11 protein-coding genes are annotated in these 13,786 nt (G+C 54.1%); 2 read left to right on the plus strand and 9 right to left on the minus strand.

The features are described 5' to 3' along the window. Positions 1 to 96 precede the first annotated feature (96 nt). Entirely contained in the window at positions 97 to 1,554 is a 1,458-nt protein-coding gene (locus tag HCX89_RS18420) for an MFS transporter (RefSeq protein ID WP_167716973.1), read from the plus strand. On the opposite strand, the gene HCX89_RS18425 is transcribed toward HCX89_RS18420, so the two are convergent. The 5 genes from HCX89_RS18425 to speFL all read right to left on the minus strand — a co-directional run bounded on the left by HCX89_RS18425 (position 1,551) and on the right by speFL (position 9,692). Then, positions 1,551 to 4,244 (minus strand): DEAD/DEAH box helicase, encoded by a 2,694-nt coding sequence (locus tag HCX89_RS18425; RefSeq protein WP_167716975.1) that lies wholly within the window; start codon positions 4,242 to 4,244, stop codon positions 1,551 to 1,553. The two genes, HCX89_RS18420 and HCX89_RS18425, sit on opposite strands and share 4 nt — an antisense overlap. Positions 4,245 to 4,515: 271 nt before the next feature. Beyond that, positions 4,516 to 5,670, minus strand: a complete 1,155-nt coding sequence (locus tag HCX89_RS18430) for a porin (protein WP_107006159.1) — start codon at positions 5,668 to 5,670, stop codon at positions 4,516 to 4,518. A 78-nt stretch (positions 5,671 to 5,748) separates the two neighbouring features. Beyond that, complete coding sequence (gene potE / locus HCX89_RS18435; RefSeq protein ID WP_028780970.1) at positions 5,749 to 7,068, minus strand: putrescine-ornithine antiporter; 1,320 nt, start codon at positions 7,066 to 7,068, stop codon at positions 5,749 to 5,751. A 58-nt stretch (positions 7,069 to 7,126) separates the two neighbouring features. After that, positions 7,127 to 9,292: an ornithine decarboxylase SpeF gene (gene speF / locus HCX89_RS18440; RefSeq protein WP_025011933.1), complete on the minus strand. Its 2,166-nt coding sequence runs from the start codon at positions 9,290 to 9,292 to the stop codon at positions 7,127 to 7,129. A 268-nt stretch (positions 9,293 to 9,560) separates the two neighbouring features. After that, the gene (gene speFL, locus HCX89_RS23120) at positions 9,561 to 9,692 is read right to left on the minus strand and encodes a leader peptide SpeFL (RefSeq protein ID WP_363325324.1); all 132 of its coding nucleotides are present in this window, start codon (positions 9,690 to 9,692) and stop codon (positions 9,561 to 9,563) included. A 407-nt stretch (positions 9,693 to 10,099) separates the two neighbouring features. On the opposite strand from speFL, the gene HCX89_RS18450 reads away from it, so the two are divergent. Then, entirely contained in the window at positions 10,100 to 10,435 is a 336-nt protein-coding gene (locus HCX89_RS18450) for a YkvA family protein (protein ID WP_025011932.1), read from the plus strand. Positions 10,436 to 10,471: 36 nt separating this feature from the next. Here the strand turns inward: HCX89_RS18450 and HCX89_RS18455 are convergent, their stop codons facing one another. The 4 genes from HCX89_RS18455 to HCX89_RS18470 form a co-directional block, all read right to left on the minus strand. Then, positions 10,472 to 11,530 carry a porin gene (locus tag HCX89_RS18455; protein ID WP_167716977.1) on the minus strand — a complete coding sequence of 353 codons (1,059 nt, stop codon included), beginning with the start codon at positions 11,528 to 11,530 and terminating at the stop codon, positions 10,472 to 10,474. Between the two features lie 103 nt (positions 11,531 to 11,633). Continuing rightward, a complete protein-coding gene (locus tag HCX89_RS18460) occupies positions 11,634 to 12,599 on the minus strand; it encodes a formate dehydrogenase subunit gamma (protein WP_045283600.1) in 966 nt (321 codons plus the stop codon). Between the two features lie 18 nt (positions 12,600 to 12,617). Then, complete coding sequence (locus HCX89_RS18465) at positions 12,618 to 13,241, minus strand: molecular chaperone (RefSeq protein ID WP_167716979.1); 624 nt, start codon at positions 13,239 to 13,241, stop codon at positions 12,618 to 12,620. Next, entirely contained in the window at positions 13,238 to 13,786 is a 549-nt protein-coding gene (locus HCX89_RS18470; RefSeq protein WP_062793521.1) for a 4Fe-4S dicluster domain-containing protein, read from the minus strand. Before HCX89_RS18470 ends, HCX89_RS18465 begins: the two co-directional genes overlap by 4 nt.

The raw sequence follows: 13,786 nt of genomic DNA on the forward strand, positions 1-13,786 counted from the left end.
ACCATCCAGTGATTGTAAATGCCATTGACCGACGGTCGGTCGAAATCTATATTGAGAATTATTCTCAAAAATAACTGAGCTTCAAGGAGGAACAGCATGTCTTCTCTGCGTCAGGTCGCTCTGCTTGCGGCCATCTGTCTGGGCACTTTTATGGCAACTCTGGATATCAGCATAGTCAATGTCGCCTTGCCGACCATGAAACAGGAGTTGGCAATCAGCATGGCGGATTCCCAATGGGTGGTGAACGCCTATGCCCTGTGTTTATCGGCTTTAATTCTTTCTTCCGGGCCGCTGGGCGACCGTTTTGGCCGCAAGTTGTTGTGGCTCTGCGGGGTCGTGCTGTTCACTCTGGGTTCAATCGCCTGCGCCATGGCAGACTCTCTGTGGCTGTTACTCCTGGGAAGGGTGATTCAAGGGATTGCCGGTGCCGCCGTTATCCCGGGAGCCCTGTCTCTGTTGACCCACGCCTTTTCTGACGTTGGCGCCCGCACCCGGGCGATAGGCATCTGGTCATCGGTCAGCGCCCTGTCTCTGATACTGGGGCCGATAGTCGGCGGTTTGCTGGTGCAGCATGTGGGTTGGCAGAGCATTTTCTGGATCAATGTCCCCATAGGCTTCATCGCATTACTGCTGGGGGCTTGGGGGCTGGACGAGAGTGCCGACCCGGAACAGGCGGCACTGGATTTTGCCGGGCAGTTGCTCAGCATACTCTTCCTTGGGGGACTGACCTATGGCCTTATCGGCTTGGGTGAGCATGATTGGTTGAGTTATCACACCTTGGTGCCGCTGCTGTTGGCCGCCATTTTGTTTGCGGTCTTTATCCGGGTTGAACTTAAGGCGCCGCGGCCACTGCTGCCGCTGAAGCTGTTTCGGCAGCGGGACTTTAGTTGCTATAACTCGGCTTCCTTTGTGTTGGGCTTTTCTGCCTACAGCAGCGTGTTTTTTATGTCGCTGTTTTTTCAGGAAGCGCAGCGTTGGGATGCTGCCGAGGCCGGTTGGCGGATGGCGCCCGAGTTTATCGCCATGGCTGTGGCGGCCATGGGGTTTGGCCGCCTGGCGGCGAACTTTGGAGTCAGGCGACTGATGAATCTGGGGTATGGATTGATGGCTTTGGCGCTCATGTTGCAGTCAAACCTGCAAGGGGAAACGGCTTATTTTCTGACGGCGGGCTATCTTGCCCTGCTTGGTTTGGGAATGGGGCTGGCGGTACCGGCAACCAGTGAGCTGGTGATGGCCAGTGTCGGAGCTCAGCGCTCGGGCATGGCTTCGGCCACCATGAATGCCGTGAGGCAGACGGGTATGACCTTGGGGATCGCCCTCTTGGGTACTCTAATGAGTCGGGTCATCTACACGGCCAAAGAGACTGAAAGTGGGGGACAGTTTGAACCGAGTGGGATAGCGGCGATAAATCATCAGGCGGTTGCCGCCGGCTTTGGGGTCGCCATGTTTTGGGCCGGCGTGCTTTGTTTGGGGATGACCTTATGGTTACTGCTGCTGCGTCATCCCCGTTTGGGCTCGCTTGCGGCAGCCAAAACCGCTTCTGATGATTGTTAACTCTGGGGTTCCCGAGTCAGCTTACTGCGAATGCGTTCGATACAGGCACCGGGATTTTTCAACCAGAGTCCATAGCTGATGGGCAACATGGGCACCTTGGCCCGCTGCAGTATCTTGTATGTGTCCAGTTCAAAAAAGTCCATCCAGGGGCCGGGAAAGCCGATGAGATCCAGCGCCAGATACTCGCCCTGCCAGCGGCAGAGGATATCCACCTCTGTGCCGGCTATCTCATAGCCCGGCCAGGTTTCGATATTGTGCCCAGCCAAGGCGTCACAAAGCTGGCGCTGAAACTGATCCAGCTGGTCATTTTGCCTGTGCCGAGCATTGAATTGACGGCTGGATTCCAGATAGAGACGCAGCAGTGAGTTGCTCGGCAGCTCTTGGGCCGCTACCGAAACAAACAGGTGCTGTTGTTCCCTGGCGCGGGTAATGGCTACATTGAACACATCTTCGCGGTTGAGATATACCGCGGCTCTCTTGCTCTGTGGGTCAACGGCGAAGGAGAGATACATAATGTCGCGCTCCTCTCCCTGAAAACCAAAGGGGGTGTCGGCCCGCAGGCGATACTTTTCCAGCTCGGTGGCGGAAAACTGTTTGAACAAAGCATCGGCCAGCGCATCGGCCTGAGCCCTAAAAGGCGATAACACTCCCAGCGACTTGGTCATTCCCGCTTGTTCGCAGCTGTCTATCTGCTGCCTTATCAGGTTGCACAGTGCACTGATTTCAGCCTGGTTGACTCCCTGTTCACTGCGCTCGCCCATCACTGAGTGCAGATGCAGATGGCCGCTGCTGGTACAGGGTCTGTGCTGCATTATCCGCAGCCGCTGCTGATAAAACTGTGAGTTGCTGAAGCTGATAAGCTCGGGAGCGCTGCGAAAGTGCTCATCGAGAAAGGCGATCTGCTGCTGGGAGGCTATCTGCTCGGCCACCAGATCCAAAATCGATTTATCGCGATAGCTGCAGATGCCGGATTGCGCTGTGGACACGCCATGCAGTTGTTGCAACGCCTGCTCTTTGCTGCGGGACAGGAAAGAGATATGCCTGAGTTGCTTGCCATCGCCGACCACCAGGGCCCGTTTGGCCCGAAACAGCGCCGGTAAGGCGCTGGTGATATTGCTCTGGCTGGCTTCATCGAAGATAACCAGATCGAATAGCTCCCGCTGGAGCGGCAATACCTTGTGAAGGGTGTTGAGGCTCACCAGCCAGATGGGAAACGCCTGCTGCAACACCTGGTAATCCAAGGTATCGAACAGTGCAAACTGCCGCTGTGAGGTGCGGGAACGAATCGCTTGATTGAAAGTTTGCAGCTGTTGCCTGTGGTTGTTCAGCAAGCCGGCGACCCGGCTGGCTTTGACATTTTGCAGCAACTTGGCTGCCAGCGCCTCTTTGGTTGTCAGGCTATCGTTCAACTCATCCAGGGTGTCCCAATGTTGGCTCAGGTTTTCCATGCTGTGGCCAAACAGAGCAAGATAGAGCTGCAACAACCAGCGCCGCTGTGAGCGTTCCAGTTTGTGCAGCCTTTGACCGCGGCGAATGGCGCGGCGTAAAAATCGCAGCAGCCGGCGTTCTGAGTTGTCCAGTTGCCGGTTCAATAAATTGAGCTGGCTTTCCAACTGCTGCGGGGGTGTGTGCTCAAGTGAATGATAGCCGTCCAGCAGATTGCTGAGATAATCCTTCAGCTGTTTCAGGAAGGCCTTTTGTCCCGCCCGCAGGCTGATGTCCTTGAGCCCGAACTGACTCTCAAGCTTGTCGTTAATGACATCAAGCGCATGCTCGTTGTTGGCAACGATCAGCACAGACTCGCCCCGGGCCATATGTTCGGTCGCGACAGCGGCTATGGTATAACTCTTGCCGGTTCCCGGCGGCCCGACAACGCAGCCAAGACTGTGGCCGGCGCCTATCTCCAGCACTTGCTGCTGTGCCCGGGACAAGAGGCAGGGCAGGTACTGGCTTTTGAGGCGGCGCTTGGCTTCGGTCTTGGGTGGCAGTTGTGTTCCCATCAGATTCTGCAGCGGCGCCGAGAGTTCGGCCGCATTCATCATGGCAGAGATCTCATGCAGAATGCCGCGACTGGCGCTGGGGCGTTTCAGAAACACCAGTGCCGATGCCGGCACCAGAGTTAACTTACGCTTGCGGGTCAGGCGGGCGAGGCTGTCATAGCCTGTCAGTTTGGGGAATCCCAGCAGCCCCAGGGTATCTATGTTCTGGTGGCTCTGGCTCAACAGCGAGGTCCAGCTGTCGGGGCGCTCGGGAGCGAAGATGGCATCAAAGCCGGCTTCCATAGTGTCTTCCGGCAGCAACAGCCGCAGCAAGGGTTCGTTAATCTGCAGTGCCCCCTCTTTGAGGGAAACATAGAAGCTGCCGTCATCCTCTTCCAACTGGGCTTCTTTAAAAACCAGAGGGCTGAGTACAGTGCGGGTTTGCCCCTCTTCCTTTAATTGGCCGACCACAAAATGGGAAACGTAAAGCAGTTGGCGCTCGCGCTGGTACATGGCGATTCTGGGCAGGAGCTGCGCCCCGGCTTCATGGGCGATTGGCTGTCTTGGCAGGAAGCCTGAAAGCAGCGAATCCTCGCCCTCAATAAATAGCCTGTCTTCCTGGTTTAGTTTGCCAAGGTGCCACAGATTAAGGTCGACACAATCTTCCTTATAGCAATCCTGGTAGTAAGCGAGTAATGGTTTGGCGGGCATGACCTTGGCTATTTTTTTTGCGTTGGCGCGGCTGCATCCACTGAAGCCGCGGGATGGCAAGTATCCTAACGGTTTAGGCGTAAGCTTTCCAGAAATGCGCCATGATGCCGGTCGTTTTGAGTGGAGCCTGGGGGCATATCTCCCGCCAAACTTTTCGGATTCAAGTAAAAAAAACCACCCTGGAAGGAAGTGGGGTCAGGGTGGCCGAGCGTGCCTGGCAAAAAGGGTACTGCCAGCAATGGAGCGGGAGTGTGCCGCTATAGAAGTTCAGTTAAAAGAAGTAGTTGATCCCCACTGCGAAGTTATTGTCCTGGGCGGCATCTTCGGCCGGGTCATCCATGTCGCTGAAGTCCAGTTTGGCCTCAAAGAACATCACAGTGTCTCTGCTGTATCTATAGTGCAGACCCACCATGGCAAACTGGCGACGCCAGTTCCCTTGAATGGCGCTGTGCTGATCTGTATCCAGATCCAGGTAGCTGAGCATGGCAATGGGCACAAAGCCGTTGTCGTATTGGTAGGCCACCATCAGTTCGGCGCCGGTGGCGTCGTACAGTTCACCGCCAACCAGTTCGTTGTTGTCACTCTTGTGGGCGTTGAAACCCACATACAAACCGCTGGCTTCACGGTTGGGTGCATAGTGATAATAGTCGCCATACATGGCACCTATGCCTACTATCTGGTTGGTCACCTTGAGTTCGCTGCCTTCCAGGTGGCCATCGATATCACCACGGTTGAAGCCGGCCAGTAGTTTGAACTTGTCGGTGACGCTGTAGGTCAGGCTGGCACCGTAGCTGGAATCAAAGTCCAGTTCAGAGTTGGCCAGTGGTTCGCCATTGCTGTCCTGTACCGAGACCTCACCATCTTGCTTGGCGGCGTATTGCAGTGCCAGATGCAGCGGGCCAAAGTCATTGCGGTATTGGAATGCGGCATCGGCGCGCCCTGTACCCGTCAGGCCACCATCGCCGAAGGTGTAAGCGCCGACGGCATAACCGGCCACGACATTGGGTAAGTCAGTGGTACCGGCCACATCATAATAGGCGCCCCACTGCTTCCCGAAGGTCAGGCTACCCCAGGTATCGTGGGACAGACCGACATAACCCAGGCGGTTGTTAAGGAAGTCATCGGTTTTCTCTGCGGCGAGTCTGCCACCCTGTAGCACCAGATTGTCATCACTGGTGACCATATTGATGCCCCATTCGGTGACGGCATAGGCGGTCCAGCCGTTGCGCTCTTTACGCTCGAAGCTCAAACGTATCCTTGACGTGTCGTCAATTACTGAGGTCTCGTGGCCATCATTGTAGGCGGCGAAACCCAGCCAGCCGCTGATGCCAAAGCTATTGGTATCATCGTTGTACAGATCGATTGCCTGGGCTGAGCCGCAGAGCAGCAGCGCAGGGATTGCCAGCGCCAGTATTGTCTTGTTCATAGTCCACCTCATCCAATATTGTTATTGATTTAACTTTTAGGTGGGCGCGCACGCAGGGGGAGTGCACACCCGTAAGCCTTAAGCGTGTTTCAATTTTTGCTTGTCGTTTTTGTTGGAAATAATGCCGAACAGGGTCCAACCGAAGAAGGTTGCGATAGAACCCAGCATCACGGCGGTTTCACCTGAGCTATAGAGGGCATAGAAGCTGTACAGGGCACCAATTACGGCCATAAAGTTGGCAATTCGGGCCTGTTTTACAGGGATATTCAATTGCTTTTGCATCACACCCAGAGCAGCCATGGAAAGGATGTATGGGATGATGTTGGTGACCACGGCCAGGTTAACCAGCGCCTCAAACTGTTTGCTCAGCGATGGGCTGATGGTCATCAGTGACAGTACCGTTTGTACCGAAACGATGATCAGCATGCCGACAACCGGGGCGTCTTTCTTGGTCACCTTGGAGAAGGCTTTAGGGAAGAAACCTTCATCGGCAGATGACTTGAACACCTGGGCGATGGTGAACTGCCAACCCAGCAGGGAACCGGTACAAGAGATGATGGCACAGGCCATGACGATGGAACCGATAGTGGGGTTGAACATTTGCGCAAAGGCCAGACCGAAAGGTGCGTTGGACAGCGCCAGCTCACCGTTGGGCACAATACCGGCGATCACGTTGGTAGAGATGATATAGATAACCGCTGCACCTATGGTGCCGCCCATTACCGCGATAGGCACGTTTTTCTCTGGGTTCTCTACTGCTTCAGAGTTGGCACAGGCAGATTCCAATCCCAGGAAGGCCCACAGTGTCATGGCGATTGAACCACCCAGAGCCTTGAAGAATGGCATGTCGTGGGGGTTCCAGGCCGCTTTGTACAGGTCAAAGTCGAACCAGAACCAACCTATGAGGGACACCCCGATAACCGGAATGATAATCCCCCACACGGTAACACTGGATACCTGACCTGTGATGCGGGCACCACCGAAGTTGGCCACAGTGGCCAGCCAGAGCACACCTATGGTGGCCAGACAGATAGCGATGGGGCTGAGTTCGACACCGAACAGCACGGCACCATAGCCCACAGCGGAAATCGCGATGGCCACGTTGGCGATCAACAGAGATACCGCATAGGTATAGTTGGCCATAAAGTTGCCACTGCGACCGAAGGCATACTCGGCATAACCGCCCATACCACCGGATTTTTTGCTGAACATACCGCACTTGGCAAAGGCGTAGGCCAATGCCGTTGAACCCGCCGCCGTCACCAACCAGGACAGAATTGAAATCGTTCCCACCTGAGCCAGCTGGGTTGGCAGCATAATGATACCTGAGCCCATCATGTTCACTATGGTGAGTATGGTTAGCTGAACCACGCCAATTTTATTATTTGCTTTGCTCATAATTATTTACCTAAGTCATGTTGCCAGGTGGCGGGGCGCCATGCCCCGCCGCTTATGGTTAAGCTTTCAGGACATAGCCCATGGCCTGTTGCCGGCCTTCAGGGGTTTGTTCCAGATATACGCCTTGCAGCTCAGGTGAGAAACCCGGCAGCAGATTGATCCCTTCTTCCAGGGCGAGGAAGTAACGTTGAACTGCGCCACCCCAGATCTCGCCGGGAACCACACAGAGCACTCCCGGTGGGTAAGGCAGGGCGCCTTCGGCCGCGATGCGTCCTTCCACCTGTGACAGGGGCACCAGCTCCACATTGCCGCGGATAAACTCTATGTTGGCTTCCTGTGGGTTCATCACGGCTTTGGGGAAGTGGGCCTGGCGGAACATCTCTTTTTGCAGCTGTTTTACATCATGGCTGACATAGAGGTCATGCATCTCCTGACACAGCTGGCGTATGGTGTAACCCTGATAGCGTTCCTTGTTGGCGTTGTAGACATTGGGCAGCACTTCAGACAGCGGCGCATCTTCATCGACCAGCTTCTCGAAGCGGGCAATCTGAGATACCAGATGCTGCATCTTGGCCATGTTTTCGGCCGGGGTGATCAGGAACAGAATCGAGTTGAGGTCGCACTTCTCCGGAATGATGTTATTTTCACGCAGGAAGTTGGCCAGAATCGTCGCCGGAATACCGAAGTTGGTGTACTTGCCGGTTTCGGCATCGATACCCGGAGTCGTCAGCAGGAACTTACAAGGGTCGACGAAGTATTGGCCTTTCTCATACCCCTCGAAGGCATGCCATTTCTGACCGGGTTCGAATTCGAAGAAGCGCAGGTCATCGGCCATCTGTTCGGTTTCATGATCCTGCCATGGGGTGCCTTCTATCATTGGAGGAATGAACGGCTTGATATATTTGCACTTTTTCAGCAGCAGTTTGCGGGCTTCGATACCGGCTTTCACCGCCTCACGCCACAGGAAGCGGCCACTGGCGCCTTCGTGCATCTTGGCGTTGACATCCAGTGCGGCAAACAGCGGATAGAAGGGGCTGGTGGAGGCGTGCAACATAAAGGCGTTGTTGAAACGTTTATGGTTGCAGTATCTGTCCTGGCCTTTGATATGGCTGTCTTTCTTGTGGATTTGCGAGGTTTGTGAGAAACCAGCCTGCTGTTTGTGTACCGACTGGGTCACCAGGATCCCCGGATCTTCTGCGGTCAGCTCCAGCAACAGAGGTGAGCAGTCGTTCATCATAGGGATAAACTGCTCATAGCCCACCCAGGCGGAGTCAAACAGTATGTAGTCACACAGGTGACCTATCTTGTCCACGACCTGACGGGCGTTATATATGGTGCCGTCGTAGGTACCCAGCTGGATTACCGCCAGACGGAAGGGGCGCTTGGCATCGGCACGGCTGGGGTCAACCTTTCGGACTTCTTCGCGCAGATAGTTTTCGCTGAAACAATGGGCATCGATACCGCCGATAAAGCCGAAGGGGTTACGGGCAGTTTCCAGATAAACCGGGGTAGCACCGGCCTGGATCAGCGCGCCGTGGTGGTTTGACTTATGGTTATTGCGGTCAAACAGTACCAGATCGCCCTTGGTCAGCAGCGCATTACACACAACCTTGTTGGAGGCTGAAGTGCCGTTGAGGACAAAGTAAGTCTTGTCGGCATTGAATACTTTGGCGGCATGCTTCTGGGCATCACAGGGGGCGCCTTCGTGGATCAACAGGTCGCCCAGTCTGACGTCGGCGTTACACATGTCGGAGCGGAATACTGTTTCGCCAAAGAAATCAAAAAACTGACGGCCAACCGGGTGCTTACGGAAGAACTGGCCGCCTTGGTGTCCTGGGCAGGCAAAGGTGGAGTTACCCATTTCCACATATTTCTTCAGTGTACCGAAGAAAGGTGGCAGCAGGGCCTGCTCATATTTATTGAGCGCGGTTTCTACCTGTTTGCCGTAAAACTCAGTACTGCTGCTGGCGCACAGCTCAAATACGCCGGTAATGGAAGAGCAGATATCATCGGGAAAGGCTTCTTCACAACATACGGCAACGAAGATCGGCAGTTTCAGGCCTGTGTTATTGATTTTGTCGACTATACCGTTATTAACGTCTGTGACTGAAACAACCACGGCACCAATATCGCAAAAGTCGGTAGTTAATACGTTGACCACTTCTCTTTCAGTATCAAAACAAGAACGAACAGATAAACTTGCTGCAATTTTTAGTGATTTCATAAAATAACCTTATTTAAAAAAGTCAGCAGGGCTCGTATCGGAAAATAAATTCCAATATTAAAATTTAGATAAAGTCAGCCCTGGGCTGATATATTCAAGCAGCGATATTTATGTAAGGCGTAGAGATACCATGACGAATGCTTCGTCAGAGAAAAGGTATAAGAAAGCCTTACCGTTACGCGTGCAGGATATTACCGGCCGAGTAAAAGCAACTAATTGTATGTATTGGGGATGCTAAGGAGATGGATGCGCGGAGCAGCCTATCTCCTCAGTCAGCGATGATTGAGGCGGGGAAAAAGTAGGAGTAGTCAAAATAGTCACGATGGGTTGGCATCATGATATGTCGGGTGCGCCTTATATGCGCCATGATTTTGGACTTTCTCTTCATATACAACTCCATTACGTTTAGAGAAAAGCACTGGTGATAACTTAATTGCGAGTTTATATCCGGCCAAAAAATAAAAGTATGAGCTAAGTCATAGTTCCAATCACTTGTGAAAAAGTGTATCTGCTTATTTTAAATTTTTATTGTTTTTAATGAGTTGTACCAAAAATTTACACTTTATATTTATATATTGTTTTGGTTATACATAAAATAAGGAACATTTAAAATAAATGGATATGTATGATATATCGATATATTTGAGATTATGTTGCGATTATTTGATTAAATATTCACTTTATTAAGACTGTTGCATAAAGGTAAATGAGTCGGCGGATTATTCCAGTATCAACCATTTGTATGGTGCTTGACGTTGTCGGGGCCTGGGTTGAATACTGTCCTCTATATCGGCAGTGGAGAGTGAGATGGAACAAGAGCAGTACAGCGACAGTGGTTTCTGGGCCAAACTCAAGGGTTATGCCAGGCAGGCCGGCAGGGAGGTAGTGCAAAAGGCGCTCTGGCTATACTATGCCGCCCAAAGACCCGATACCCCAAAATGGGCCAAGACGGTGATCTTTGGCGCCCTGGCGTATTTCATTACTCCCTTGGATGCCATTCCGGATCTGACGCCCTTGGTGGGTTTCAGTGATGATCTCGGTGCGCTGGCAGCGGCACTGACCATGGTGAGCCTCTACGTGAATGCCGAGGTGAAGCAGGAAGCCGATCAGACGCTGAAGCGCTGGTTTGGGGATGAGCAGTAACTCAAGGTTGGCCGTCCCTGGCCCAATGGAGAAGGTTCAGAAGCGCCAGTTCAGATCGAAGTCGTAGCGAATGCCTATGGCAATGCTCTTGTCGGTGGCACCTTGTTCGTTGTCTTGCTGCAGGTACTCCAGGTGCAGGCGTACATTGCCGGCGGGGTTCCATTCCAGCGTGGTGTTGAAGCCCTGATAATCCAGGCTGATATCGGGCTCCAGGCCATCATCGAAGCGGAAGTAGCCCAGCTTGAGTTTGTAGTCCTGCCACAGCGGGATGGCCAGCGCGGCGTCCAGGGTGCTGCCGTCCCTGTCTTCGGAGCCTGTCAATTGATAGTCTTTATTCTGGTAGGCGAGCGCCAGATAGATGCCGTTGTCGAAGCTGTAGGCCACAGCGGCGGCGCTTGTCTTATCCTTGCCGGTTTTCAGCTCACCCTCGAAATTGTCCTGTTCCAGATAGCTCACCCCCAGATGCAAACCATGCCAGTCAAAGCCCAGACCCGCATTGATGGCATCGGCGCCGCTGTTATCGCCTTCACCATCGAAACGCGCCGAGGCCATCAGGGTAAAGTGTTGCAACTTAAACTGGTACAACGCCAGGTTGTCGGCGAAGAAGGGGCTTTCCTGGTTGTAGGCAAACGGGCTGTTGGCGTTGTTGAATATGTCTGTGTATTCGGCCACCAGGGTGTATTGTACCGGCCGCTGGCGGCCAAAGCTGAGTTGACCATAGGGTGAATCCACCCCGGCAAATGCCAGCCGGGCATCGCCGAAGCTGCCATCACCATTGAGGTTGATTTTCCATTCACCCTGAGCCAGCAAGGCCCAGCCGGGGGCAAATTCGGTGCGCCCCTTGACGCCGATGCGGGACAGGGCATCGCCCACATCCCACTCATCTGTGATGTCACTGTCGCTGTAAACCAGGGTCGGGCGCAGTGAGCCATAGAGACTGAAGCTGGTGTTCTCGGCGCTGGAGCTGACTTGTTGCTGCTCCAGGCGTTGCAGGCGCTGGTCAATCTGCTGCCAGTCACCGTTGCTGTTATTGTCGGCCGCCATTGCCGTCAGCGGCAGGGCACAACTGAGTAAATACAGGGAAGATGTTCGCATCTGTTTGTCCCTCATTTGGGTATAGGGATCCCCGACCCATCAGGGCCGTGGTTGCCATAGATTTGGAAAACCCTCCCCCGGGAGCAGGAGGAGGGCGCAGGGGTTATTTGCCTTTGGAGAGGCTGTCGTACCAGAGGTTGTGGTGCTGTTTCGCCCAGTTTTCGTCGCACTTGCCACTGAGCATACATTCCATACCGCCTTCAGAGATCACTGTGGCCATATAGATGTGCACTATTGTAAAGGCGCCGAGTACGAAGGCACTGACAAGGTGGAGGATCAATGCCAGATTGGCACCGTCTTTGGTGGCCACCAGGCTTGGGAACATAAGCACCAGACCCGAGCCGACCATCAGGGCACCGAACAAGGCGAAGCACCAGAACCAGAGTTTTTCACCGGCATTGGCAAAACCGGCATCCGGATGCTTGCCTTTGAAGGGGCCGAAGTTCAGATAGCCGCCAACCACTTTGAGCCAGCCGATATCACAGGCTTCCGGCAGCTGCTTACCGGCCCATTTGACCACCATGACCGCCCATCCCAGGATGAAGGGGAAGGCCATCAGGTCATGCAGGGCTACCGAAGTACCGATAAAGCCGGTCCAGTGGGAGGCGCCCATGTTGGGTTCCAGCCAGAAGCGGCCGGCAACCATGATAAGGCCTGTGATGATTAGCAGCAGGCAGGCGATGGCGCCCACCCAGTGCACCAGCACATCCATGCCACTCCAGCGGTCGACCTTTTTGCCGGAAAAGCCCTGGCTCAGCTTGGCTTTACCATTGATGGCCACGAACAATGCCAGCAGTACTATCATGCCAAAGAAGCTGTAGCTCAGGAGGTCGGCCCACCAGGAGGCCGGCGCCAGAGTATCGAGATACCCTTGATTGACGGGGGGCAACGCGTCCGGGAACTGTACCTGTTGCGGCATGCCCCTGAGTTCAGGGATATCGCCCTGAATTGCCACTTCCTGTATCGGTTGCCACTGTTGTGGCTCGGGTGTCAGAGTGTCGGCGGCCAGCAGCGGTAAGCTGAATACTAAGGCCACAGCACCTGAGATAAAGGCATTCAAACTTTTCATGTCAAATCCTTAAACATCTTATTGATGCTTTGCAGTCGGAGTCTCGACCCCGGAATTCTTCAGTCTGGAAGTGAGGAAGTCTTCCAGCACCTGGGCATAGCAACGCCAGAAATCCAGCCGTGAATGTTGGCTGATCCCCTGGGCAAACGCTTGATACCAGGTGCCAAGATGTTGCTCGAGGAAGACTTGCGCCAACTGCTCCAGCTCATCGGCTGCGGCCGGGTCTTCGTTTTGCTGCTGATGGCGCAGGGCCTCGGCACAAAACAGAAACTCCAGCTCATTGCCTATATAGTCAGCCGGTTCGTTGAAACCTGTATCTGTCACCAGTCCCAGCTGCTGGTAGAAGTCGGCGACTTCCAGAGTGCGATCCGTATGGATCTGCCGGCCGACATCGCGGTAGACAGACTCATAGGGAGGCACCAGCAACTTGGTGGGGCCGATACACATACGGTTGAAGTCACACTCAAGTTCCAGAGGCTCTGATTGCCAATGTTTGGCTTGTTGGAGCAACTCTGGATAGCGCTGCTCCTGTTCCAGCCAATCGATAAGCCGCTTGAGCGATTCAGGGCTTGAGGGGGCAAACAGCATTCCCTTCAAGGCCTGATAGCCGCTGGCGACCGGACCGAGGTCGAGATGTGTCATGGCCGCTCCTTGATGATGACCATATTGGGCTTGGTGATGCAGTCGCCGTAACCTACGCCTTGTTTACTGGCTGAAGGTTTCTGGGCCAACACCTGCTGTACTCTGTCGGTATCCAGACACTTGACCGGACAACCGTCGACACAGGCGGGCTTGAGACCCTGATCGATAAGCTCAATACACATGTTGCACTTGGCGGCTTTGCCATCGGTTTTCAGCATGACTACCGCATCATAAGGGCAGGCACTGACACACAGGCCACAACCGGTACATTTCTCGCGGTTGAGTACTACCAAACCATCGTCACGCACTGTATAGGCCTGAGCCGGGCACACCATGAGACAAGCCGGGTTGCCGCAATGCATGCAGGAATGGCTGAGCCACATATCCACCATGCCGTCGTCACGTTTGACTTCGTAGCGGTCTACCTTGCGGAAGCGCACGTCTTCCGGCAGCTCATTGTGGATCTGGCAGGCTATGGTGCAGGCCTGGCAGCCGACACAGTTTTCCTGTCTGAAGACGAATCCGAGTTGATGTTTGTTTTCCAT

Source organism: Shewanella sp. Iso12 (assembly GCF_012030025.1).
Taxonomy (GTDB): Bacteria; Pseudomonadota; Gammaproteobacteria; order Enterobacterales; family Shewanellaceae; genus Shewanella; species Shewanella algae.

Excerpts from the sequence above, each read along its gene's own strand:
- HCX89_RS18420 (WP_167716973.1), top strand. The coding sequence starts at position 97 with ATGTCTTCTCTGCGTCAGGTCGCTCTGCTTGCGGCCATCTGTCTGGGC.
- HCX89_RS18425 (WP_167716975.1), bottom strand. The coding sequence starts at position 4,244 with ATGCCCGCCAAACCATTACTCGCTTACTACCAGGATTGCTATAAGGAA.
- HCX89_RS18430 (WP_107006159.1), bottom strand. The coding sequence starts at position 5,670 with ATGAACAAGACAATACTGGCGCTGGCAATCCCTGCGCTGCTGCTCTGC.
- potE (WP_028780970.1), bottom strand. The coding sequence starts at position 7,068 with ATGAGCAAAGCAAATAATAAAATTGGCGTGGTTCAGCTAACCATACTC.
- speF (WP_025011933.1), bottom strand. The coding sequence starts at position 9,292 with ATGAAATCACTAAAAATTGCAGCAAGTTTATCTGTTCGTTCTTGTTTT.
- speFL (WP_363325324.1), bottom strand. The coding sequence starts at position 9,692 with ATGGAGTTGTATATGAAGAGAAAGTCCAAAATCATGGCGCATATAAGG.
- HCX89_RS18450 (WP_025011932.1), top strand. The coding sequence starts at position 10,100 with ATGGAACAAGAGCAGTACAGCGACAGTGGTTTCTGGGCCAAACTCAAG.
- HCX89_RS18455 (WP_167716977.1), bottom strand. The coding sequence starts at position 11,530 with ATGCGAACATCTTCCCTGTATTTACTCAGTTGTGCCCTGCCGCTGACG.
- HCX89_RS18460 (WP_045283600.1), bottom strand. The coding sequence starts at position 12,599 with ATGAAAAGTTTGAATGCCTTTATCTCAGGTGCTGTGGCCTTAGTATTC.
- HCX89_RS18465 (WP_167716979.1), bottom strand. The coding sequence starts at position 13,241 with ATGACACATCTCGACCTCGGTCCGGTCGCCAGCGGCTATCAGGCCTTG.
- HCX89_RS18470 (WP_062793521.1), bottom strand. The coding sequence starts at position 13,786 with ATGGAAAACAAACATCAACTCGGATTCGTCTTCAGACAGGAAAACTGT.